20 protein-coding genes are annotated in these 22,773 nt (G+C 50.9%); 6 read left to right on the top strand and 14 right to left on the bottom strand.

The features are described from left to right. Positions 1–166: 166 nt before the first annotated feature. Both VW41_07870 and VW41_07875 read left to right on the top strand, forming a co-directional pair. Positions 167–2,383, top strand: a complete 2,217-nt coding sequence (locus VW41_07870; GenBank protein AJZ88949.1) for a TonB-dependent receptor — start codon at positions 167–169, stop codon at positions 2,381–2,383. 150 nt (positions 2,384–2,533) lie between these two features. Next, positions 2,534–3,064: an RNase III inhibitor gene (locus VW41_07875; GenBank protein ID AJZ88950.1), complete on the top strand. Its 531-nt coding sequence runs from the start codon at positions 2,534–2,536 to the stop codon at positions 3,062–3,064. Positions 3,065–3,156: 92 nt separating this feature from the next. Here VW41_07875 and opgC read toward each other — a convergent pair whose 3' ends face one another. Further along, on the bottom strand, positions 3,157–4,317 hold the full coding sequence (gene opgC / locus VW41_07880; protein ID AJZ88951.1) for a glucans biosynthesis protein: 1,161 nt from the start codon (positions 4,315–4,317) through the stop codon (positions 3,157–3,159). 277 nt (positions 4,318–4,594) lie between these two features. Between opgC and mdoG the strand changes: the two genes are divergently transcribed. The 3 genes from mdoG (at position 4,595) to VW41_07895 (ending at position 9,167) form a co-directional block, all read left to right on the top strand. Beyond that, complete coding sequence (gene mdoG / locus VW41_07885; protein AJZ91901.1) at positions 4,595–6,148, top strand: glucan biosynthesis protein G; 1,554 nt, start codon at positions 4,595–4,597, stop codon at positions 6,146–6,148. Then, positions 6,141–8,672, top strand: coding sequence for a glucosyltransferase MdoH (locus VW41_07890; protein ID AJZ88952.1), 2,532 nt, complete (start codon positions 6,141–6,143; stop codon positions 8,670–8,672). Before mdoG ends, VW41_07890 begins: the two co-directional genes overlap by 8 nt. Before the next feature lie 291 nt (positions 8,673–8,963). Beyond that, the gene (locus tag VW41_07895) at positions 8,964–9,167 is read left to right on the top strand and encodes a lipoprotein (GenBank protein AJZ91902.1); all 204 of its coding nucleotides are present in this window, start codon (positions 8,964–8,966) and stop codon (positions 9,165–9,167) included. Between the two features lie 3 nt (positions 9,168–9,170). Here VW41_07895 and VW41_07900 read toward each other — a convergent pair whose 3' ends face one another. The 7 genes from VW41_07900 to VW41_07930 form a co-directional block, all read right to left on the bottom strand. Next, complete coding sequence (locus VW41_07900) at positions 9,171–9,560, bottom strand: secY/secA suppressor protein (GenBank protein AJZ88953.1); 390 nt, start codon at positions 9,558–9,560, stop codon at positions 9,171–9,173. Between the two features lie 462 nt (positions 9,561–10,022). Beyond that, the gene (locus tag VW41_07905) at positions 10,023–10,664 is read right to left on the bottom strand and encodes a transposase (GenBank protein AJZ88954.1); all 642 of its coding nucleotides are present in this window, start codon (positions 10,662–10,664) and stop codon (positions 10,023–10,025) included. Between the two features lie 199 nt (positions 10,665–10,863). After that, positions 10,864–11,130, bottom strand: coding sequence for a transposase (locus VW41_07910; protein ID AJZ88955.1), 267 nt, complete (start codon positions 11,128–11,130; stop codon positions 10,864–10,866). Positions 11,131–11,315: 185 nt separating this feature from the next. Beyond that, complete coding sequence (locus tag VW41_07915; GenBank protein ID AJZ88956.1) at positions 11,316–12,176, bottom strand: hypothetical protein; 861 nt, start codon at positions 12,174–12,176, stop codon at positions 11,316–11,318. 15 nt (positions 12,177–12,191) lie between these two features. Further along, the gene (locus VW41_07920; protein ID AJZ88957.1) at positions 12,192–13,211 is read right to left on the bottom strand and encodes a hypothetical protein; all 1,020 of its coding nucleotides are present in this window, start codon (positions 13,209–13,211) and stop codon (positions 12,192–12,194) included. A gap of 1,158 nt (positions 13,212–14,369) precedes the next feature. Next, on the bottom strand, positions 14,370–15,596 hold the full coding sequence (locus VW41_07925; protein AJZ88958.1) for a multidrug transporter: 1,227 nt from the start codon (positions 15,594–15,596) through the stop codon (positions 14,370–14,372). A 151-nt stretch (positions 15,597–15,747) separates the two neighbouring features. After that, positions 15,748–16,671 carry a lipid A biosynthesis lauroyl acyltransferase gene (locus VW41_07930; GenBank protein ID AJZ88959.1) on the bottom strand — a complete coding sequence of 308 codons (924 nt, stop codon included), beginning with the start codon at positions 16,669–16,671 and terminating at the stop codon, positions 15,748–15,750. Positions 16,672–16,896: 225 nt separating this feature from the next. Between VW41_07930 and VW41_07935 the strand changes: the two genes are divergently transcribed. Then, the gene (locus VW41_07935; GenBank protein AJZ88960.1) at positions 16,897–17,949 is read left to right on the top strand and encodes a sulfurtransferase; all 1,053 of its coding nucleotides are present in this window, start codon (positions 16,897–16,899) and stop codon (positions 17,947–17,949) included. A gap of 36 nt (positions 17,950–17,985) precedes the next feature. Here VW41_07935 and VW41_07940 read toward each other — a convergent pair whose 3' ends face one another. From VW41_07940 to VW41_07965, 6 genes are all read right to left on the bottom strand, one after another. Then, a complete protein-coding gene (locus tag VW41_07940) occupies positions 17,986–18,558 on the bottom strand; it encodes a hypothetical protein (protein AJZ88961.1) in 573 nt (190 codons plus the stop codon). Positions 18,559–18,575: 17 nt separating this feature from the next. After that, entirely contained in the window at positions 18,576–19,130 is a 555-nt protein-coding gene (locus tag VW41_07945; protein AJZ88962.1) for a cytochrome B561, read from the bottom strand. A 422-nt stretch (positions 19,131–19,552) separates the two neighbouring features. Further along, positions 19,553–20,674: an N-methyltryptophan oxidase gene (gene solA, locus VW41_07950; GenBank protein ID AJZ88963.1), complete on the bottom strand. Its 1,122-nt coding sequence runs from the start codon at positions 20,672–20,674 to the stop codon at positions 19,553–19,555. Between the two features lie 129 nt (positions 20,675–20,803). After that, on the bottom strand, positions 20,804–21,058 hold the full coding sequence (bssS, locus tag VW41_07955) for a biofilm formation regulatory protein BssS (protein AJZ88964.1): 255 nt from the start codon (positions 21,056–21,058) through the stop codon (positions 20,804–20,806). Positions 21,059–21,357: 299 nt separating this feature from the next. Beyond that, positions 21,358–21,603: a damage-inducible protein I gene (locus VW41_07960; protein ID AJZ88965.1), complete on the bottom strand. Its 246-nt coding sequence runs from the start codon at positions 21,601–21,603 to the stop codon at positions 21,358–21,360. Between the two features lie 75 nt (positions 21,604–21,678). Then, on the bottom strand, positions 21,679–22,725 hold the full coding sequence (locus VW41_07965; GenBank protein AJZ88966.1) for a dihydroorotase: 1,047 nt from the start codon (positions 22,723–22,725) through the stop codon (positions 21,679–21,681). Positions 22,726–22,773 lie beyond the last annotated feature (48 nt).

Here is a 22,773-nt window from a genome sequence, read left to right on the forward strand (position 1 = left end):
GTTTTGGGCGTTCCGCGTTCGAATTTTCATCCATCGATATAACTCGAATCCCGGCAGGCGAGTGCTCGCAGGGCATTTTTCTTGCAATTTTTGATTCCGAAACGATAATCACGATCAAAATCATAATCGTTCTTATTAATTGTTTTTATTTTACCAGGGAATTTAAATGCCTCACCAACCTTCTCATCAGGTAGGGTTTAAACCGCGCCTGATCGCCGCGTTGATCGCTGCTGCCTGTATGCCCGCCGTCGCCGCGCCACAGCAAAATCCTCAGCAAAAAACTTTAGCCAAAGAAGAAACCATGACCGTAACGGGCTCTCCGGATAATCAATTCCGGGCGGGCGGTAACGATCTGGTGCCTGCTTACCTGGACGGGCAGGTGGCCAATGGCGGCCGTCTGGGCATGCTCGGTGAGCAGGATGCACGCCATGTGCCGTTCAACATCATCGGCTATACCTCAAAAATGATCGAGGATAAGCAAGCCAATACCATTAGTGACATTATCCGCAATGACGCGACCATTCAGCCCGTGCGCAGCTACGGTAACTTCGGCGAATCTTACCGCGTGCGCGGTTTCCTGCTGGATGGGGATGACATCTCTTACGGCGGCCTGTATGGCGTATTGCCGCGTCAGATAACCAGCACGGCTATTGCGGAGCGCGTTGAGGTGATTAAAGGCTCAACGGCTTTCCTGAATGGTGTTCCTCCGGGCGGTTCTGGCGTGGGTGGGGCCATTAATATTGAGCCCAAGCGTGCAGAAAATGAGCCGCGTACCCAACTTGGCGTAGATTACACCGGACGCTCGCAGGTTGGGGGCTCTCTGGACACCGGTCGCAGATTTGGGGAAGACGATCGGTTTGGCGCCCGCGTTAACCTGCTGCACCGTGAAGGTGAGAGTGAAGTTCACGATCAGAAGAACCGAACCTCGCTGGCAAGCGTGGGGCTGGATTACAAAGGCGACAAGCTGCGAACTTCCTTCGATGGTGGCTACCAGAAGATGACGGTACATAATGGCCGCATTGGGGTAGGGGTTGGGGCGATTACGCAGATGCCTGACGTGCCGGATAACCGCACAAATTACGGGCAACCGTGGGTGTATTCAGATATGAGATCTCGCTTTGCCGCGCTGCACAGCGAGTATGATGTGACGAACGACTGGACGCTTTACGGCGCGCTGGGCACCAGTGAAACCGACGAACGAGGCAATTACAGCGTGCCTAAGTTGGTTGATAACAATGGTCACACCAGCCAGACTCGCCTGTCTACGCGTTACATTGCCGACGCTTTCTCCGGCATGGGAGGCGTGCGGGGGAAATTTGATACCGGCTTTATCGGCCACAGCGTGAACCTCGGCTATTCCGGGGTTTACCGTAAAACCCGCGCGGCCTATACCATGTCATCCAGTAAAACTGCTGTCGGGAATAATATCTACGATCCGTCTTATCTTGACCTGAGCCGTTTCCCGACCGTTGCCTCCGGTAGCAATATGGACGACCCAACCCAGCGGAGCCGCACTATAACAGGCGGTGTCTCGCTCTCAGATACGCTCTCCGCGCTGGACGATAAGGTGTTATTGACCGTGGGCGCTCGTCGTCAGGACGTGCGGGTTCGCAACTACAGCTACACCGGTGTGGAAGACCAGAAATCGCGCTTTGACGCTTTCAAGGTTACGCCGGTTTACGGCCTGGTGGTGAAACCGTGGGAGCCGGTCTCTTTCTACGCCAACCATATCGAAGCATTACAGCCTGGGCCTACGGCAACGTCTAAGGCCACCAATGCCGGTAACGTGGTCGGTGTCGTGCAGTCGAAGCAGAACGAAGTCGGCATGAAGATGGACTTCGGCCGCGTGGGCGGTAGCCTGGCGCTGTTTGAGATCAAAAAGCCGGTGGGAATGATCGACGGCAACAATGTTTACGGCCTGTATGGCGAGCAGCGTAGCCGCGGCATGGAGCTGAACGTCTTCGGTGAGCCAGTGTACGGCGTGCGTCTGTTGGGCAGTGCCCTGTGGCTTCAGCCTGAAATGGTGAAGACTAACGGTGGGACAAACGACGGCAAGGACGCGATTGGCGTCCCGCGTTATTCCTGGTCCGTGGGCGGTGAGTGGGATCTGCCGTGGGTGCAGAACCTGACCGCGACGGGGACGCTGATCCGTACCGGGTCACAATACGCCAGCGCCGACAACAGCATCAAGCTCAACGGCTGGACACGGCTCGATCTCGGCTTGCGTTACAGCACGAAGGTTAACGAGCAGACGCTGACCTGGCGCGCCAGTGTGGAAAACGTCACCAACGAGAAATACTGGGCTTCCGTAGACGACAGTGGTTCGTATATTACGCAAAGCGATCCGCGCACGTTGAAACTTTCTATGACTGTTGATTTCTAATCCAATAACAGAAACCCCGTTAAGGCGGGGTTTTTTGTGACTGATATCCGGACATTTTCAAAAGTTGTAATGTCCGGAAACGATAATAGTCATGTACGCGCCCCGTCCGACGAGAATAGACTACGGCAAAGTACAGTTGGAGAATGGTTAATGAGTGAACGCATACAGGTCGTCCAGGGTGACATCACGCAGATTGAGGTCGATGTGATTGTCAACGCGGCAAACCCTTCGCTGATGGGCGGTGGGGGAGTGGATGGGGCGATTCATCGCGCCGCCGGACCTGCGCTGCTGGAAGCCTGTAAAGCGGTACGCCAGCTACAGGGGGAATGCGCCCCAGGCCACGCGGTGATTACCGAGGCCGGGAACCTTGCGGTAAAAGCGGTGATTCACGCCGTGGGGCCGGTCTGGCACGGCGGTGAGCAGAACGAAGCAGAGCTTTTGGAGCTGGCCTACCGCAATAGCCTGGATTTAGCCGCCGCTAACGGCTATCGCTCTATTGCCTTCCCGGCGATAAGCACCGGTGTGTATGGCTTCCCGAAGGCTCAGGCCGCCCGGATAGCGTGGGATGTGGTTTACAAATACATTGGCCAGCGTCCGCTGCCGGAACGCGCGGTGTTTGTCTGCTTTGATGATGAGAACACGCAGATTTATCAGCAGATTGCAGCCGGGTGTCATAAATAAATCACACAGCTTTCATAAATTTTCAATGTGTGGAGGCTATTCTGCCTTCGCAGAGACCAAAAGGCCGGTGTTTATACCCGGCCTTTACTGTGTTATCCAGCGAATGATTGTGGTGTGGCCGCTTTCTCCTTTGGCTTGCCTGAAAACAGGAAGCGAAGAAGGGGGATGCGCAGGTGCAGCTCGTAGAGCAGCAGTGCGATGCCGACCACAAAGACCAGCCCGCTAAAGAAGCCTAAGATGTTGGACGTGATGTGCGGCGTGATAAATGCGCCGAAAAACAGCGTCAGCGGGTGGTGAACCAGATAAATAAACAGCGATGCATTAACGAAATAGGTCACTCGCGCGGATTTAAAATTCAGCATTTTATAGCCCAGCGAAAACACCACGTTGACCATCCAGAGCCCCATTAGCATGGTGATCACGCTTTCAGTTTCGTACATCCATGCATCGCCGCTGCCGTAGCGCTGGTTTAATAAATAAGCGGCAAACGCAAAAACCGCGCCCACCTGGCTCCAGCGTGAAGGCGTGGTGAACAGGATCTTCAGCGACTCGCGTTTGAATGTCAGCGCGCCAAGCATAAAGAACGGCAGATAGAATAGCGTTTGCATCACCACGAAATTAAACAGCCCGTCGCTTAATAACGGCGCGTGGATAATAAAAATAGTCCGGCGAATCGCGGCGTATAAAATGCCGAAGCCGAGAAATAAAAGTGAGAGTTTTCCCAGGGTGATTGGCGAATTATTATTCTGTTCGTTTCTAATTATAAAATTATTAATTTTTTGAAACAAAACCATGCCCAGGGTCGTTAATATCACCAGTACCAGTAAAAACCACAGGTGAGACACAAGCTCCCACACCAGCGTATTGTATTTTTGATAGCCGGTGAGCGTATGCCACAGGCCGGCTTTGTCGTTGATGTATTGCAGCATCATGAACTGGGGCAGCGTCAGCAGCGGTATCGCGGTAAGCATTGGGATGCCGACGCGCTCTACGCGCACGGTCCACCAGCGTTTCAGCGGGTAGCGCAGAAATAACATGTAGGAAAAGTAGCCAGAAATAACGAAGAACACCTGCATACGAAACGCGTGAATAAAATCATTAAACAGCGTCAGACTCGCGGAAGGTTCCGCGCTATTGACGTGCCAGTGATGGCTCGAATAGATTAGCGAGATGTGGAATGGAATCCCCAACAGCATCAACCATGCACGAATAGAATCCAGGAAAAACTCACGTTGTTGCGGTGCTTTACTCATAATACTCCAGACATTTTCAGACTATTCGTCTTATCCTTAAGACCCTATCCCATCAGGCTAAAAGTCCAGTTCAGTCTACATATTCGTGGCAACCCTACACTAAGCATGTCATCCTGTCGCCAGGATGAACTCTTAAAGCGTAAGCAGTTGTCTTTATTTTGCTTAAACCCTGAGCCAGTACGCTGAACAAAGCGGTGATTTGGTTGTCGGAAAGCAAAACTTTCCATTAAAATGGATAGATTGATTTAAGCACACAAAGGGGGATGTGCTGGTTAATATGAAACATAAAGCAAATATGATGAAAGTGTCCTGGCTTGGCGCTGCGGTAATGTTGTCCCTTTATACCACCTCGGTTTGGGCGTTCACTATCGATGATGTCGCAAAACAGGCGAAAACCTTAGCGGGCAAGAGCTACGAAGCACCGAAAAGCAACCTGCCTTCGCAATTCCGCGAGATGAAATACGCGGACTACCAGCAGATCCAGTTTAATCACGATAAAGCTTACTGGAACAACATCAAGACCCCATTCAAGCTCGAGTTCTACCATCAGGGTATGTACTTCGACACGCCGGTAACCATCAACGAAGTGACCGCCACCGCGGTGCACCAGATCAAATACAATCCGGACTATTTTAACTTCGGTGATGTAAAGCACGATAAAGACACCGTAAAAGATCTCGGTTTTGCCGGGTTCAAAGTGCTCTATCCGATCAACAGCAAAGATAAGAACGACGAAATTGTCAGCATGCTCGGGGCGAGTTACTTCCGCGTGATTGGCGCCGGCCAGGTGTATGGCCTGTCTGCCCGCGGTCTGGCGATTGATACCGCGTTACCGTCTGGCGAAGAGTTCCCGCGCTTCCGCGAATACTGGATTGAACGTCCGAAACCAACGGATAAAACGTTAACCCTGTATGCACTGCTTGATTCCCCGCGAGCGACCGGGGCGTACCGGTTTGTTATCACCCCAGGGCGCGACACCGTGGTGAACGTGCAGTCCAAAGTTTATCTGCGTGACAAAGTGGGCAAACTGGGCGTCGCGCCACTGACCAGTATGTTCCTGTTTGGGCCAAATCAGCCGTCCCCAACGACTAACTTCCGCCCGGAGCTGCATGACTCTAACGGCCTGTCTATCCATGCCGGTAACGGCGAGTGGATCTGGCGTCCGCTGAACAACCCGAAACACCTGGCCGTAAGCTCTTACGCCACGGAAAATCCGGTTGGCTTTGGTCTGTTGCAGCGTGGCCGTCAATTCTCCCGCTTTGAAGATTTAGACGATCGTTACGATCAGCGCCCGAGCGCGTGGGTTGCTCCGGTAGGGGATTGGGGCAAAGGCCGCGTAGAGCTGGTTGAAATCCCAACCAACGACGAAACTAATGACAACATCGTTGCCTACTGGACGCCGGACCAGCTGCCGGATCCGGGCAAAGAGATGAACTTTAAGTACACCATCACCTTTAGCCGCGACGAAGACAAAATGCATGCGCCGGATAACGCGTATGTGCTGCAAACTCGTCGTTCTACCGGGGATGTGAAGCAGTCGAACCTGATCCGCCAGCCGGACGGCACTATTGCGTTTGTGGTGGACTTTACCGGGGCAGACATGAAAAAACTGCCAGCCGATACGCCAGTCACCGCACAGACCAGCATCGGCGACAACGGTGAAATCGTTGACAGCCAGGTGCGCTATAACCCGGTCAACAAAGGCTGGCGTTTGACGCTGCGCGTGAAGCTGAAAGATGAGAAGAAGACGACGGAAATGCGTGCTGCGCTGGTCAACGGCGAGCAGACATTGAGTGAAACCTGGAGCTACCAGCTGCCTGCCAATGAATAAGTCTACTGAATTCTCGCCCGATTACATCGAAGCACTCCCGCTTTCTGCTGAGCAGAAGGCGGGTCTGCCTGCATCTGACCTTCAGGCGGTGCATGAGGCGCTTGATGCGCAGCATCACCATTTTGAACGTGCGGATGATTCTCCTCTGGCTTCGGTAAAAGCTCGCCTTGAGGCGAGCTGGCCGGGTTCCCTCGGCGGCGAACAGCTGATTACCGATGATGAAGGGCGCACTCAGCTTCAGGCCATGCCGAAAGCGACGCGTGCTTCTATGTTCCCGGATCCGTGGCGTACCAACCCGATTGGCCGTTTCTGGGATCGCCTGCTTGGCCGCGAAACGAAGTCTAAGTTCGCGTCTAAAGAAGAAGAGGCCTCTGAGCAGAAATGGCGTACCGTCGGCACGATTCGCCGCTACATTCTGCTGATCCTCACGCTGGCCCAAACCGTGGTCGCGACCTGGTACATGAAGACGATTCTTCCGTACCAGGGCTGGGCGCTGATTAACCCGGCGGACATGGGGGGCCAGGATCTGTGGGTCTCCTTCATGCAGCTGCTGCCGTACATCCTGCAAAGCGGCATCCTGATCCTGTTTGCCGTGCTGTTCTGCTGGGTCTCTGCCGGTTTCTGGACCGCGCTGATGGGTTTCCTGCAGTTGCTGATGGGCAAAGACAAATACAGCATTTCTGCGTCAACGGTGGGGGATGAGCCTATCAACCCTGAGCACCGCACCGCGCTTATCATGCCGATTTGCAATGAAGACGTAGATCGCGTGTTTGCCGGCCTGCGGGCAACGTGGGAATCCGTTAAAGCCACCGGGCAGCAGGCGCACTTCGATGTGTATATCCTGAGCGACAGCTACAACCCGGATATCTGCGTTGCGGAGCAAAAAGCCTGGATGGAGCTGATTGCGGAAGTGCAGGGCGAGGGGCAGATCTTCTACCGCCGCCGCCGCCGCCGCGTGAAGCGTAAAAGCGGCAATATCGATGACTTCTGCCGTCGCTGGGGGAACCAGTACAGCTACATGGTGGTGCTGGACGCCGACTCCGTAATGAGCGGTGACTGCCTGACCAACCTCGTGCGCCTGATGGAAGCGAACCCGAAGGCCGGTATTATTCAGTCTTCGCCAAAAGCATCCGGTATGGACACCCTGTATGCGCGCTGCCAGCAGTTTGCTACCCGCGTTTACGGGCCGCTGTTTACCGCGGGCCTGCACTTCTGGCAGTTGGGGGAATCCCACTACTGGGGCCACAATGCCATTATTCGCGTGAAGCCGTTCATCGAACACTGTGCGCTGGCGCCGCTGCCGGGTGAAGGTAACTTTGCCGGTTCGATTCTTTCCCACGACTTCGTAGAAGCCGCGCTGATGCGTCGTGCCGGCTGGGGCGTGTGGATTGCTTACGATCTGCCTGGCTCATACGAAGAACTGCCGCCGAACCTGCTGGACGAGCTGAAACGCGACCGTCGCTGGTGTCAGGGTAACCTGATGAACTTCCGTCTGTTCCTGGTGAAGGGTATGCACCCGGTTCACCGTGCGGTGTTCCTGACCGGCGTTATGTCGTATCTGTCCGCCCCGCTATGGTTTATGTTCCTGGCACTCTCTACCGCGCTGCAGGTTGTACACGCTCTGACCGAGCCGCAGTACTTCCTCCAGCCGCGGCAGCTGTTCCCGGTCTGGCCGCAGTGGCGTCCAGAGCTGGCTATAGCGCTGTTTGCTTCGACCATGGTTCTGCTGTTCCTGCCTAAGCTCCTGAGCATCATTCTTATCTGGTGCAAAGGTTCTAAAGAGTACGGCGGCTTCCTGCGCGTGACCTGTTCACTGCTGCTGGAAGTGCTGTTCTCCGTGCTGCTGGCGCCGGTGCGTATGCTGTTCCACACCGTGTTTGTGGTCAGCGCGTTCCTGGGCTGGGAAGTGGTCTGGAACTCACCGCAGCGTGACGATGACTCCACGCCGTGGGGCGAAGCCTTTATGCGCCACGGTTCTCAGCTGCTGCTGGGCCTGGTCTGGGCAGTAGGCATGGCCTGGCTGGATCTGCGCTTCCTGTTCTGGCTGGCGCCGATTGTCTTCTCGCTGATCCTGTCGCCGTTCGTGTCCGTGCTCTCAAGCCGGGCGAGCCTTGGCCTGCGCACCAAGCGCTGGAAGCTGTTCCTGATCCCGGAAGAGTATTCCCCGCCTCAGGTGCTGGTGGACACCGAGAACTATCTGGAGCTGAACCGCAGCCGTACGCTGGAGGATGGCTTTATGCACGCGGTGTTTAATCCGTCGTTTAACGCCCTGAGCACCGCGATGGCAACGGCTCGTCACCGTAAGAGTCTGGTGCTGGAGATTGCCCGTGACCGCCACGTTGAGCAGGCGCTGAACGAAACGCCGGACAAACTCAACCGTGACCGCCGCCTGGTACTGCTGAGTGACCCGATGACCATGTCGCGCTTGCATTACCGCGTGTGGGCGAACCCGGAGCGTTATTCCTCCTGGGTAGAGAGCTACAAAAAGCTGCAGCTTAATCCGCTGGCGCTGACGGCAAAGTAAGGCCGTAACGCAGTGACAATGCCGACCTCAGGGTCGGCATTTCAGACGGCTGACAAACCCTTGGCGAGAGAAAAAATAGCCAACGGCTCGTTAATAAAAACAGGAAAATTAATTCATTGATTTTCGGCTGATAACCACAAAGAGGGAAAAAACACGCTTTTTCCCTCTTTGTCAGCAACCGCCAATGCCGACCTCAGGGTCGGCATTTTTTTGCCTTTTATCCGGCGATGGTTATACTCAGCGCTTCCGAACAGGAGAGCGTGTGTGGGTAAAATAATTGCGGTACTGATAATGGCCTTTCTGCTGAGCGGTTGCGGCAGCATTATTAGCCGGACGGTGCCGGGGCAGGGGCACGGAAACCAGTATTACCCCGGCGTGCGCTGGGATGTACGCGAGGGCGCATGGCGTTATATTACCGTGCTCGACCTGCCGTTTTCGCTGATCTTTGACACTTTGCTTTTGCCGATTGACGCCAGCCACGGGCCTTATGAATAGCGACTAGCGCTCATCCCACTCGTCTGCCGCCGTGCGCCCCTCTTCGGTGTCCAGCGGCGGCTCAAGCTGAAATTCACCTTCGTCCCATTCGTGCAGCGTATTCTCTTCCAGCCACTCCTGGCGCAGCTCAATCTCATCGAAATCACCGTCAAACACGCTTTGCGCCGCTTCGCCGCTGAGCATCGGCAGGCATTCGCCTTCCGCGCTGTCGTCGGTAAAGAACTCGGCCTGCCACATGATGTCGCCATCCTGCAAAACGTACTTCTGGAAATTGAACTGCTCGACGCTGGCGCTCTCTTCATCCACGCTCGGGTTATCGGCAAGATACTGCTCCCGCGCGGCATCAATGGCTTCTTCCAGGGTATTGTAAAATACATCATCTCGTGAATTCATAGTATCATCCTGATTGAGTGCGTGGTTGGCTTAACTAAAAGATATAGGTGGTGAGTTGAAAACTGTCAAAGCGTGGATCTATAGTAGAGTATATAGTGTTCAACAATTTGATTTGTCGGGTATTTCTCGTAAAATTACTACCATTTAAGATTTTCTTGAAGATGTGAAATTACCTTTTGAACTTTGATGTCAATTAGACTCGAACAACCATAAGATTATGGAATCGGACGCAGTTTTGTCTGGTCACAAGGGGCGCAATTTTATAAAGGGAAGTTTAGCGTGCAGCAAATGGAGAGATTACTGAAGGTTGTTTACTCATCGAATCTGTAGACCGCTTCTCGCGTAAGCAAGGATAAGATGCGATTGAAGAGTTAATGTTTTTGAAAAAACGTAACATAGATATCATCGAGGTTGTAACCCTGACCCCGAATATGCCCCAGTCATAATCAGGAATAACCGGCCTCATGTTGGTTGCATATTCTGGCAACCGGCAGATTTCCCGGCGAATTCAGATGGTGTCATCCAGCCCAGTGCAGAATGGGGACGACTCTGGTTATAGTGTATGCGCCAGGCCTCGATTTTGCACCGGGCATTCTCCAGGGACATGAACCAGTTCTCGTTCAGACACTCCTGCCGCAGCCTGCCGTTGAACGACTCCACGGTCGCATTGTCCGTGGGTGTTCCCGGGCGTGAGAAGTCTATGCGGATACCCCTTTCATACACCCACCTGTCCAGCATTTTCCCTGCAAATTCAGAACTATTATCGGTTTTCAGCAACTGAGGTAAGGGCCGTCTGAACGCGATGCTGTTCAGCATTTTCGCCACTTCTGTTGAACGCAAATTCTGGCCCACGCAAATTCCCAGGCATTCGCGAGTATACAGGTCGATAACTGTCAGCAGGCGCAGCCGTCGCCCGTCAAACAGGGCATCAGAGACAAAATCCATGCCCCAAACGTGATTCGGATACAACCCCTGAGGCTGCGGTTGTCGTCGCTGCGCCGATTTGTTCCGCCGTGGGCGTTTGAGACGCAGGGACAGACCCTGTTCGCGATAGAGTCGGTAAATGCGTTTGTGATTATCCCGCCAGCCCTCCCGTCTGAGAATGACGTGAACCCTGCGGTAGCCATAATGGATCCGGGTTTCGGTGATTTCCCTGATTCGCAGGCGGAGTGCACTGTCGTCTGCCGCTACAGAGCGGTAGCGGAAAGAGCTGCGGCTGATCCGTAGCGCAAACAGACCTGCCGCTCCCTGGCCCCGTAACGTGCCTGCAGGTCACGGACCCATTCACGCAGACGCGCCAGCGTCAGTTCTTTTTTGCCAGCACATCCTGCAGCATGGCCTTGTCGAGGCTGAGATCGGCAACCAGCTTCTTCAGTCGCAAGTTTTCCTCTTCCAGCTGGCGCATATGTTTGAGTTCAGACGGGGAAATTCCGCCGTATTTCTTACGCCATGTGTAAAAAGTGGCATCGGAGATACCGAGTTTTCGGCAGACGTCAGGTACGGACGTCCCCAGTTCGGCCTGTTTCAGGGCAAAGACAATCTGCTCTTCGGTGAATCGTGACTTTTTCATCGGCACAACCTCCGCTCGGGGGAGTGGTCATCATGCCGGAATTCTGTTTCTGAATGGAGCAGGATTTTGGATCAGGGTCAGGTGATGTTTGTATTAATAGCGTGGAACTACAGCACTATAGGATTATCTATACTGAAACTAACACGCTATGGAGAGGCTGCTATCATTATCAAAGTATGATTTTGTTAGCGATAACTTGCCTTGGATTTTTCCACAAAAATATCCTGTGAGAGTCCACTTAATTTAGCAAACTCTCTAACATCATCTATATCAAACTTACATTTTGGGCCAATTATTATTTCTGATATGGCACCGTTTGGAATAGGGAATTCATAATGTGATGTCAAATTCCCTTGTGATATACGTATGGTCTTACTTTTTAAAAAATCAGAATGGCTACGGTTTTCTTTTTTATCAGTATGATGATCCGGTAGGTGGTTGTAAATTAGTCGGACTTCCTTTTCTTCATTGAAGGCTGGGTTTTTAAAATGTAAAGACATATGTAATATTGTCCTTCCTAAAAATGCAATTCTATTCTGTAGTTCCTGTGGGATATTAGAGAAATCAAGGTTTTCATTAGAGAAAAAAGTGAGGACATCTGGGTATTCATTTAGAGTCTTAATAATAAGATCTTTAACATCCTCAACCGATAGATAATTTACTTTGTTCAAATAAAAACTATTTTTAACAAGTGTGTTTATACGTATGGTTTTATTCATTTCTACTTCAAGTTTACATGAATCTAAACCTATGGCTATACCTTGCCCATCCTGTGCATATGCTCTCCATTGACTTAAAATATCACCAGATTGCGATAGGCAGCTTATATAAGGTTTTGTTACTAATTGGTTTTCAATTATGTTTTTATAAAGTGCTTTGTGTTGATAATCAGTGAGTTCTGAATCTAATAGCTGTTTAAAAGCCTCCATGAACCATTTTACTTCCATATGATCATTCATATATCGGATATCACCTAGCCAGAGTTTCTTATACCTTATCACGCTTAAAAATGTCTCTGCACTACAGTAATGATAAACTGTTTTCATTTGTGAAGTCCTTTATTAAAAAAGATAAGGTATAAGAATGTTTGTATTCATTTTCAATAAGTCAGGTAAATCAGTCAAGTTTATTTCTACTGTCGATGTGTAATGTACAAGCAAGAATGTTGCAATGAGCATTGCGGAAATAAAACTGATGAAGTAAGTTAGCTGTCTTTTTATGTTTTTAAGATTTATTTTTAGATAATAAAAGTGATCGTTATTATCAATTGGTGTTGCTCCATATTGTGTAAGTTCATAATGAATTGTTTTTTCATCTTCTGACAAAATTGCATGTCCTATCAGAAAATAAGAGAAAGACATGAAAGCATATGTTATAATTGTTGCAATTAAAAAGTTTATAATATTTGATGATAAAACTAGTATCGATATTTCAAAAAGTGTCATCCAACATGAAAACGCAATCCAAATAAATATGTTATTAAGTTTTGACATGGATGGGCGTTTTTTACCAATTCCTAAATGTGTTTGATAAAGCTTTCCAGCAAACAAAGGCTCTAAGATAACAACATGTAATTCCCAGTTTTGGCACCATTTATGACTCATGTTAAGCATCGCGAGAGATGTTCGAGATGCAAATATGCTGATAATAGATAATATAAGTGTAATTACAGCATAAAAATACTTTTGTTCATTTTTTGCTGTTAAATATAACCCTAGAATCGTGCCTGTTGCGACAAGCAATGCGAGAATCAAAGTCAAAATATGAGTTGTTCTTCTCCAGTGCAGGTCAATTTCAAATTGAACCTTCAGATGTGCTTTATCATATGCTTCTTTGAGAATTGGCATGTCACTATCTATGAGGCAATCTCTACCCTCTAATCTTTTGCCAAGCAAACTTTTAAAGTAGGAATTTTTTTCTTTGAAGTAACCATTCCTGAATAATTGCTCATCTGCATTATTGCATTGTAATTGATGCGGTGTTGAAGGATGAGAGTTACCACTGTCTACAATATATTCTCTTATTTTTTTCAAGATGCTCATAATTCCCGCTCTGTTATAATGATGTGTATTTTTGAACATAAATTCCAGTTTAATTCATTGAATGGATTTTCACTACTGCAAAAATTAGTGGGGGGCGTAACATCCCCCATGAAATCAGCTTTTTTAACTACTGAAACCTACAAGGAAAACAATCTAACAAAGGAATATCAATGGAAGTATCAATATCAGGGATACTCTCCAGTACCCCACCAGTGAACGTTTTGATATCTCGTATGACAACCCACCATTCGGTAAGATTAAAACGTCAGAAGCTGTTATAGGCTCTTATATGGGACAGAATCCGAATACAAGGTTATTACCCATGCCGCAAATTTTGCAAACTATGGCGTATGAATTGTACCGTAGGGAGCGGTGGTGTTTGCCATAAATATGCATGGAAGTTGCTAATTGAGTAGTTCTCATTATACAAGCATCATCATCAGCCTTATATAATATTAAGATTATACAGAGTTTATTAAATGGTATAAATATGTGGCTTGATATGGATCCATCTTCTCTGGAAGTGGCTTTAAATAATAATTGAGGATATGCAATGGAAATATTTTTATACATCGAAAAAAGGAAAGCATCAACAAATAATGAAATGAATAATTTAAATGACACATGTAATAAATTGATATCACAGATTAAAATGTGTGGTATATCCATTAGTGTGTTACTGGGAAGATGCTGATAGCTTAAGTTGATAAATATAAAGAACTCATCAATGAGTTAATTGATTTTGTTATGAAACAAATTTGCATTGATTTTATTTAATAACACATATATATACCATATGAATGGGAGGGTTATGCATCATGGATGGCTTTATTAGTATTATTAATCAAGGCATTCATAATGTTGCTATTGGCCGATTTAGTATGCTCATAGACATGGATAAAGAGCTTAAAGATTATTTAAATAAAGTGAAAGATAGTAAGTATAAGCTTTTAGAGTATTTTGATTTCTGATAATTAAGCAATTTGAGATGGTTGTTTATAACTGATATAGAATATGGGTAAAAAATTTGAAAGGTCTTCAAAATACATACCCATACCCATACCCATACCCATACCCATACCCATACCCATACCCATGCCCATACCCATCTCCCTGTGGTAAAGACCAGGGCGCGGGTGCTCCGTTACGATTTCCAGTTAAGTGTCGACGCGGAGGGAAAATCTGCAAGGCAGAGACTTATTCCCCCGGAATTCGCATTCGTTCGGCGGGCTGGCGCAGCGTCATCCATGAGTAAAGGGCGTTAAACAGCACCACGCTGGCGGTGACCAGGAATACGGTACGGAAGCCGTAGCTGGCGGAAACAGCGGCCCCGAGCAGCGGGCCGGTGACGTTACCAATATCGCGGAAAGACTGGTTGTAGCTGAAGATCCGGCCTGAGATTTGGTTGGAAGAGTTATAGACCAGCAGCGTTTGCACGGCGGGGAGCAGCGCGCCGTCGGCGGCACCTAACAAGAAGCGCAAGATCCCGAGCTGCCACGGGTTCTGTACCAGCGACATTGGGATGAGCAGCAGAACGGAGATCGTCAGCGCGCCAATCAGGATCTTTTCCGGGCCAATGCGATCGCCTAGCTTGCCGAGTCTTGGGGCGCTGATTAGCGCCGCTACGCCGGGCACGGAAGCAATCATTCCGCTAATAAACGCCAGATTGCTGACGTTGCCGGCCAGATCGCGCACGTAGAGCGTTAAAATCGGCGCGATAGAGCCGGTGGCGACTTGTATGATCATCGTGGTGACAAACAGGCTCAGTACCAGGCGGGGATTTTTCAATGAGGTCAGCACCTGGCGGGCGTGCAGCATGTCTTTTTTGGAAACCGGCGTGAACGACTCGCGAATAAAAAATAGCGTCATCACAAAGCAGATAAACAACACCAGCGAGGTGATAAAGAACACCGAGCGCAGCCCGTAGCTGTCCGCCATCAGGCCGCCCATCAGCGGGCCTAACAGCGCACCGCTGACCGCCCCGGTAGACAGCGTGCCGAGCGCCCAGCCGCTTTTATGGCGCGGTATCTGGGTGGCTATCAGCGCGTTGGCATTGGGCACAAACCCACCGAGCAGGCCGAGCAGAGCCCGAAGCGCCAGAAATTGCCAAATGTTTTGCGCCAGACCCATCAGCAGCATCACGATAGACATGCCAAGCGCGGAACGCAGCAGCATGAGTTTTCGGCCTTTACGGTCGGCAAGCCCGCCCCAGAAAGGGGAGGCCACGGCAGAAAACAGGAAAGTAATGCTGAAGACCAGCCCGGACCACATGTTGAGCTGGCTGTGGCCGGTGACCCCGAGTTGTTCGACGTAGAGCGGGAGGAAGGGCATGACCAGGCTGAAGGCCGCGCCGGTCAGGAAGCAGCCAACCCAGACGACGGCCAGATTACGCTTCCAGTTGATAGTGCTGTCAGGGGGAGTCATACCGCTCCGAAGTTGCCAGTGCCAAAGAAAAGAGAGGGAATTATTACTCTGCTAATTATGCGCCTGTTGGCATTGGGCTGGCAAATCAAAGGGCTTTTTCGATCAAACGATCGGCAAAAAAATAGCCGCCTGAAAAGGCGGCCTCTGAACGTTACTTGTAGCGGTCCGGCATCCCTTCCGGACGTGTCTTAAAGCGGCGATGCAGCCACATGTACTGCTCTGGCGCCATCAGGATGCACTTCTCGACGATTTTGTTCATCCAGCGCGCTGTTTCAGCCGGACTTTCAAGCGGCGGGTTCAACTCTGGCTCAATAATTGTCAGTTCGTAGCCTTTGCCGCCTGGCAGGCGACGGGGAACAAACGGCACGGCGCAGGCGCCGGAGAGTTTGGCTAGCGTATAGGTTCCCGTCGTGGTGGCCGCTTGTTCAACGGCAAAGAACGGTACAAACTCGCTGCCTCGCGGGCCGTAATCGTGGTCCGGGGCGTACCAGATGATGTCGCCATTTTTAAGCGCGCGGATCATGCCTTTCAGATCTTTGCGGTCAATCATGCTCTTATTGGAACGCATGCGCCCCCAGGTCTGCAGCCAGTCCAGCAGCGGATTGTCGTTTGGGCGATAGACGCCTATGCCCGGGGTTTTGATCCCGAAAATGCGGGCGCCCAGCTCAAGCGTCAGGAAGTGAATGCCAATCAGCAGAATGCCCTGGCCCGTTTTTTCGATACCCTTAACGATGTCGACACCTTCGTAGTGGCACCACTTATTGATACGTTTAGTGGACCAGAACCAGGCCATGCCGGTCTCAATCAGCCCCATACCAACGGACTCGAAGTTGGCGACCACCATCTGTTCGCGTTTTTCCTCGCTCATCTCCGGGAAACAGAGCTCAAGGTTGCGATAGGCTATTTTCGCGCGACGTTTCATCAGGCGTTTTGCCAGCCGGCCTAGTCCGCAGCCAACGCGGTAAAGTACCGGGTAGGGGAGTTGTACAAGCAGGTATAAAAAGCCGATGCCCAGCCAGGTGAGCCAATAGCGCGGGTGCAGCAATGCACGAGAGAATTGCGGTAAGTTCGTCATGTAAAACCTTTGTGACGGCAATTGCCGGATCTTCTAATCATTCCATTGTGACATTTTTTGGCGCGGAGCCAAAATAAGCGGCGGCAGAGTGCCTGATATTTCATCGATTGTTGCCGCGAATGCCGTTGAGTGAGGAAAATGTAGCGCAAAACGTGGGGATGTAAATAAGCGTTATTTGCTTTATGATGCAGCCCACTTTTTTTCCAACGATTGCGAGCGAACACCATGCCAGTGTTACACAACCGCGTATCGAATGAGGAGCTGCGTGAGCGCATGCTTGCCGAAACCGAGCCGCGCACGACCATCTCATTCTACAAATATTTCAATATCGAAGCGCCACAGGCGACCCGCGATGCTCTGTATCAGCTGTTCCTGAGCCTCAACGTGTTTGGCCGCGTCTATCTGGCGCATGAAGGGATCAACGCTCAGATTAGCGTCCCGGAAAGCCGCGTTGATGCCCTCCGGGAAGCGATTTACGCCTTCCATCCGGCATTAAATAATCTGCGCCTGAATATTGCGCTTGAAGATGACGGCAAATCCTTCTGGGTGCTGCGCATGAAAGTGCGTGACCGTATTGTGGCTGACGGTATTGACGATCCTACGTTCGATGCAAGTGACGTGGGTGAGTATCTGAAAGCTGCAGAAGTGAACGCCATGCTCGACGATCCGAGCGCGGTATTTATCGATATGCGTAACCATTACGAATATGAAGTGGGGCATTTCGAGGACGCGGTGGAGATCCCGGCCGATACCTTCCGTGAACAGCTGCCGAAAGCCGTGGATATGATGCAGGATGACAAAGAGAAGAAAATTGTCATGTATTGCACCGGCGGCATTCGCTGTGAAAAAGCCAGCGCCTGGATGCGCCATAACGGCTTCAAAAACGTGTATCACATTGAGGGTGGGATCATTGAATATGCGCGCCGCGCGCGTGAACAAGGGCTGCCGGTGCGTTTCGTCGGAAAAAACTTTGTTTTCGATGAGCGCATGGGGGAGCGTATTTCTGACGATGTGATCGCCCATTGTCATCAGTGTGGAACGCCGTGCGACAGCCACACTAACTGCAAAAATGACGGCTGCCACTTGCTGTTTATTCAGTGCCCGGCCTGCGCAGAGAAATTCTCAGGCTGCTGCAGTGAAGTTTGTCGCGATGAGCTGGCATTATCTCCTGAAGAGCAGCGCCGCCGCAGGGCTGGCCGCGAAAACGGGAATAAGATCTTTAATAAATCTCGCGGGATGCTGAATACCACGCTGGGTATTCCGGATCCGGAGAAGTAATAAAATGCCCCCGGCTGACCGGGGGCGTTGTTTTTTTTACTGGCGTATGCCTTCGACAGAAATAATCAGGTCAACGTCCTGGGATGCCGGGCCCAGATCCTGGGTGATATTGAAGTCCTTCAGCTTGATTTTTCCTTCAGCTTCAAAGCCTGCCCGTACGCCCCCCCACGGATCGTTCCCCTGGCCAATCAGTTTAGCGTTCAGGGTGACCGGCTTCGTCACGCCGTTCAGCGTCAAGTTACCGGTAATATCCAGCTTCTCACCGTCTTTCTTCACTTCCGTTGAGACGAAGGTGGCCTGCGGGAACTTAGTCACGTTGAGGTACTCTGCGCTACGCAGGTGTTTATCACGCTCGGCGTGATTGGTATCCACGCTGGTGGTATTGATGGTGACGTTGACTTTATCCGCCGCAGGGTTTGCCTCGTCGAAAGTAAAGGTTCCGTCAAAATCTCGGAAGGTGCCGTACAGCCAGCTATAGCCGAGATGCTGAATGCGGAAGTTCACAAACGCATGCTGACCCTGTTTATCAATTTTATAATCAGCGGCAACGGCAGAGCCGGTGGTGAATAACAGAGCACTTAAGGTGGCTCCCAGCAGGATTTTCTTCATTGTCTTACTCTCCATAGTTAACGGGGGGCTTTCCCCAGCATGCGTTTGAGGGTGTCATCTTTATCCAAAAAATGGTGCTTCAGGGCTGCGAGGGCGTGTAGCAGGGAAACTATTACCACTGTCCACGCCAGCCAGAGATGAATTGTCCCGGCAAAGTCGGCCTGGACCCCGAAATCCGTCAGAGTGGCAGGCACATCAAACCAGCCAAATACGCTAATAGGTTTTCCGTCAGCCGTTGAAATCAGATACCCGCTCAGCAAAATGCCGAACAATAATACATACAGCAAAATATGTGCGATAAGTGCACTGATGCGCGTCAGGCGTGAATAGCTTTTTAACGGTGGCGGCGGAGGGGAAATAAAACGCCAGAGGATACGGATAACCAGAACGGACATTAACAATATGCCGATGCTTTTATGTATCTCAGGGGCTTTATGATACCAGATGTCGTAATAGCCTAGCGTGACCATCCACAGTCCGAGCGCAAACATGCCGTAAACCGTGGCGGCGACCAGCCAGTGGAGCAGAACCGAAAAATGTCCATAGCGTTCGGATGAGTTTCGCCATTGCATATTTGTGCGTCCATGAGTCTTCTAAAGAAGTTAAAACATAGGCGTACTGTTAACAGCAGATCAACATAAATATTCTTATTTCGAAATATATTTATTGTATATCTGTTTTTTTGAATAACACTTGCATAATGCATTCAATATAGTCGAATGAATATGGTTTTTTGGTTGGAAGGAATATAAATTGGCGGTTAATTATTTGTCGTAAAACTATATTTAATTAATTTTTCGTCAGTATTTGTCAATATAGCATACGCCTGAGTAATTAAAAGAAATAGATATAAGCCAGATCGAGCAGCGCAAGAATTGCCCAGAGAATAAGATACAGAATAAAATGTGTGCGGATATTGTTGGTTAAAAATTGAATAAACCGAATCATGATTGCCCCGCAGAAAAGTGGCGGAAGTGCCCGCCACCTGGGGATTCTACGCCGTTTTGAAGCGAGAAAGTACGAATGGAGATAAATCAAAGGCGGGTTTTTGACCCAGCGCAAACTGGCAGGCGATTTCGCCTAAAACGGAGGCGAATTTAAACCCGTGCCCGCTCAGCCCCGTGATGATCAGGGTGTTGTCGTGGCCGGGGAGGGTATCAATGATGAAGTCTTCATCCGGTGAATTGTCATAGGTACAGGCTTTGCCGTGCAGGCAACAGCCGATGCCGGGTAAAAATTCGCGCAGGAAAGGAAAGACTTCAGACCCATCGCTGGCGACGGCGCCAAAGGGTTTGCGCTGCTCGGGCGAGTCAATCACCTGCCCGCCGTTGTGCTTGCCCAGTTTCAGTTCGTTGTCTTCCGCCGGGAAACCGTAATACTGATCGCCGTTGGGTGTTTCTGCGGTAAACGCCGGGAATTTGTTGTTCTCGCTGTAGCGGCCATCGGCCTGGTGCCAGGCAAAGATTTTGCGTACCGACGTGACCGGCAGGTCAGGCAGCAGTTTGGTGACCCAGGTACCCGCGCTGACCAGCAGCTTACTCCCGTGATATTCACCTTCTTCGGTCACGACCGTCACGCCGTCGTCGCCGTGGCGGATTGCCGTCACCTTGCAGTTAAAAAGCTGGGCGCAGCCACCCTGTTTAGCAAGGTTGATGTAGGTCTCGATGGCGAGCTCACTTCTCAATACCCCGGAGTCCGTCTCAAACAGGCCTACGTAGTTTTCAGGCACCGCAATCTCCGGCCAGCGGGCGGTAATGGCGGCGGCGTCCAGCGTTTCAACCGGCAGGGAAAATTTCTCTGCGCTGGAGGCGACATTGCGAATAAACGGAGAATCAGCCGGCCCCAGGTTAATGACCCCGGTGCGATGGAAGAGCTTCTCGCCGCTGGCCTCGGCTAGGGCATCCCACAGCTTTTGCGCGCGCAAGACCAGCGGAACATATTTTTCACCTTCGCCATAGGCATGGCGCATCAGGCGGGTATCGCCGTGGTGGCTGCCCTGGTCGTGAGGCGGGTGGCCGCTGTCGATCATCAGTACCTTCAGGCCCGAGTGTGTTGCATAGCAGCCTGCGGCGGCACCGACGGAGCCGCTGCCGACAATGATGAGGTCGTAGTTCATAAGCTTTTCTCTGTGGAAAATTATCTGTAGCAGGGTAATTAATTCACCGGAGCGATGCAATTAACGGCGTCGCTTAAAATAAAAAAGGCACCCCGCTGGGTGCCTGTGGCCATTGTTAAGCATGTGTCGTCAATGCTTGCGATAATCGCTTTCCTGGTAATCACTGGATTCAATTTTGGCTATCCCGGCCTCAAGGATGGAAATAAATTGCCGGGCGACATCGGTGGTCAGCCAGAGCGTCTGGCCTATCTCGGTTTCATCGTGCTTCTGATTATTGGATGTCAGGTAATGCAGGCGCAGCATCATGGCGTCGTAGCTGTCGACGGTGCTGATGTCCCATCCGACGAGGGGATGAGTCTGAATAACATCACTATTTTTTTCCATCATAACCCCTTTTATACGTGTTTAAAGACAACGGCTAGTGAGGTTCATGCGTGATTTATCGTGAAGCGACTTAAGTATATCAATACTACGGCCTTCATGGGGATGAAATAATCACCTGGTAACAATTTTTCCGCATTATTCAGGAAAAGCGAACAATAAATCGACAGACTATTCTGGCGTTATCGAAAAGAAGGGTAAGAAAGACTTTAGTGGCGTTTAAAAAATAATCAGGTAAACGAGGGGAATAAAAAAACCGGATGGCGACACCCGGCAAAAAAGTACCAACATAATTGAGGGTATTAGTCGGCAGAGAACCAATCGTCAGCGCTTTCCCAGGTCTCCTGGAGTATCTCGCTGATTCGCGTTTTGTCTTCTTTGGCGCCGCCCAGCACGGAAAGATTGTTGCCGGATGCATAACGTACCTGCACCTCACTGCTGGTGTCGGGAAAATGTTGATTGATACGGCGGGAAAGCTCACTGGCAAGGGCGTCGATAGCCCCGGGTGGCAACGGTGTGGTTTTGGCTATAGTCACTTCAATACGCATAACGACCCCCTGTACAATATACTGGATATTTATACAGGTTAAATATCCGGTAAGCAACAGGGGGCGTTGAAAAATTTAGCCTTTAACCGACCAGACGACTTCTTCACCCGCCAGGAACGGCACGATGCTGTCGTCACCGGCTTCAATCAGCTCTGGCATTTTCTCTGCCACACGAACCAGCTCGATGTGCTCTTCATTGACCGGCAGGCCGTAGAAGCGCGGGCCGTTCAGTGACGTGAAAGCTTCAAAATGCTGCAGCGCATTCATCTCTTCAAATACCGTTGCATAGGCACCCAGCGCGGACGGCGCGTTGAAGCACCCGGCGCAGCCGCAGCTGGCTTCTTTGCGATGACGGGCGTGTGGCGCAGAGTCGGTACCAAGGAACACGCGCTCACAGCCGCTGGCCACCAGTTCGCGCAGTGCCTCCTGGTGGACGCTGCGTTTCAGGATGGGCAGGCAGTAAAGATGCGGACGAATCCCGCCCACCAGCATGTGGTTGCGGTTAAACATCAGGTGCTGAGGCGTGATGGTCGCGCCAATCAGCGAGTTGCCTTCTTTCACATACTGGGCGGCATCTTTGGTGGTGATATGTTCAAACACCACTTTCAGCTCAGGCAACTGGCGGCGCAGAGGCTCCATGACGGTTTCAATGAAGCGTGCTTCGCGATCGAAAATATCGATGTCAGCATGGGTGACTTCGCCGTGCACCAGCAGCGGCATGCCAATTTTCTGCATACGTTCAAGCACTGGCAGGATCGCCGCGGTGCTGGTCACGCCGTGAGCGGAGTTGGTCGTCGCATTGGCGGGGTAAAGCTTGGCGGCGGTAAATACCCCTGCATTGAAACCGCGCTCTATTTCGTTGGGATCAAGAGTGTCGGTCAGGTAGCAGGTCATCAGTGGTTCGAACTTTTGCCCGGCCGGGACCGCATCAAGAATACGCTGGCGATAAGCGATAGCGGCGTCCACGCTGGTGACAGGAGGCACAAGATTGGGCATGACAATCGCACGGCCATAGGTCTGGCTGGTGTATGGCACCACGGTTTTCAGCATCTCACCGTCACGAAGGTGAATATGCCAGTCATCTGGGCGGCGGATTTTTAATACCTGAGGTAATGCGGTCATCAATGTGCTCCGGCGTGAGAGGGAAATCAGTCATCAAGGGCTGGTTTT

The organism is Klebsiella michiganensis (assembly GCA_000963575.1).
In the GTDB taxonomy this organism is placed as follows: Bacteria; Pseudomonadota; Gammaproteobacteria; order Enterobacterales; family Enterobacteriaceae; genus Cedecea; species Cedecea michiganensis_A.

What these genes read in the sequence shown, in the direction of transcription:
- VW41_07945 (AJZ88962.1), bottom strand. Translation starts at nt 19,130, where the DNA reads ATGCAATGGCGAAACTCATCCGAACGCTATGGACATTTTTCGGTTCTG.
- VW41_07910 (AJZ88955.1), bottom strand. Translation starts at nt 11,130, where the DNA reads ATGAAAAAGTCACGATTCACCGAAGAGCAGATTGTCTTTGCCCTGAAA.
- VW41_07935 (AJZ88960.1), top strand. Translation starts at nt 16,897, where the DNA reads ATGCCAGTGTTACACAACCGCGTATCGAATGAGGAGCTGCGTGAGCGC.
- solA (AJZ88963.1), bottom strand. Translation starts at nt 20,674, where the DNA reads ATGAACTACGACCTCATCATTGTCGGCAGCGGCTCCGTCGGTGCCGCC.
- VW41_07915 (AJZ88956.1), bottom strand. Translation starts at nt 12,176, where the DNA reads ATGAAAACAGTTTATCATTACTGTAGTGCAGAGACATTTTTAAGCGTG.
- VW41_07925 (AJZ88958.1), bottom strand. Translation starts at nt 15,596, where the DNA reads ATGACTCCCCCTGACAGCACTATCAACTGGAAGCGTAATCTGGCCGTC.
- bssS (AJZ88964.1), bottom strand. Translation starts at nt 21,058, where the DNA reads ATGGAAAAAAATAGTGATGTTATTCAGACTCATCCCCTCGTCGGATGG.
- VW41_07940 (AJZ88961.1), bottom strand. Translation starts at nt 18,558, where the DNA reads ATGAAGAAAATCCTGCTGGGAGCCACCTTAAGTGCTCTGTTATTCACC.
- VW41_07965 (AJZ88966.1), bottom strand. Translation starts at nt 22,725, where the DNA reads ATGACCGCATTACCTCAGGTATTAAAAATCCGCCGCCCAGATGACTGG.
- VW41_07900 (AJZ88953.1), bottom strand. Translation starts at nt 9,560, where the DNA reads ATGAATTCACGAGATGATGTATTTTACAATACCCTGGAAGAAGCCATT.
- VW41_07930 (AJZ88959.1), bottom strand. Translation starts at nt 16,671, where the DNA reads ATGACGAACTTACCGCAATTCTCTCGTGCATTGCTGCACCCGCGCTAT.
- VW41_07895 (AJZ91902.1), top strand. Translation starts at nt 8,964, where the DNA reads ATGGCCTTTCTGCTGAGCGGTTGCGGCAGCATTATTAGCCGGACGGTG.
- opgC (AJZ88951.1), bottom strand. Translation starts at nt 4,317, where the DNA reads ATGAGTAAAGCACCGCAACAACGTGAGTTTTTCCTGGATTCTATTCGT.
- mdoG (AJZ91901.1), top strand. Translation starts at nt 4,595, where the DNA reads ATGAAACATAAAGCAAATATGATGAAAGTGTCCTGGCTTGGCGCTGCG.
- VW41_07960 (AJZ88965.1), bottom strand. Translation starts at nt 21,603, where the DNA reads ATGCGTATTGAAGTGACTATAGCCAAAACCACACCGTTGCCACCCGGG.
- VW41_07890 (AJZ88952.1), top strand. Translation starts at nt 6,141, where the DNA reads ATGAATAAGTCTACTGAATTCTCGCCCGATTACATCGAAGCACTCCCG.
- VW41_07875 (AJZ88950.1), top strand. Translation starts at nt 2,534, where the DNA reads ATGAGTGAACGCATACAGGTCGTCCAGGGTGACATCACGCAGATTGAG.
- VW41_07870 (AJZ88949.1), top strand. Translation starts at nt 167, where the DNA reads ATGCCTCACCAACCTTCTCATCAGGTAGGGTTTAAACCGCGCCTGATC.
- VW41_07920 (AJZ88957.1), bottom strand. Translation starts at nt 13,211, where the DNA reads ATGTTCAAAAATACACATCATTATAACAGAGCGGGAATTATGAGCATC.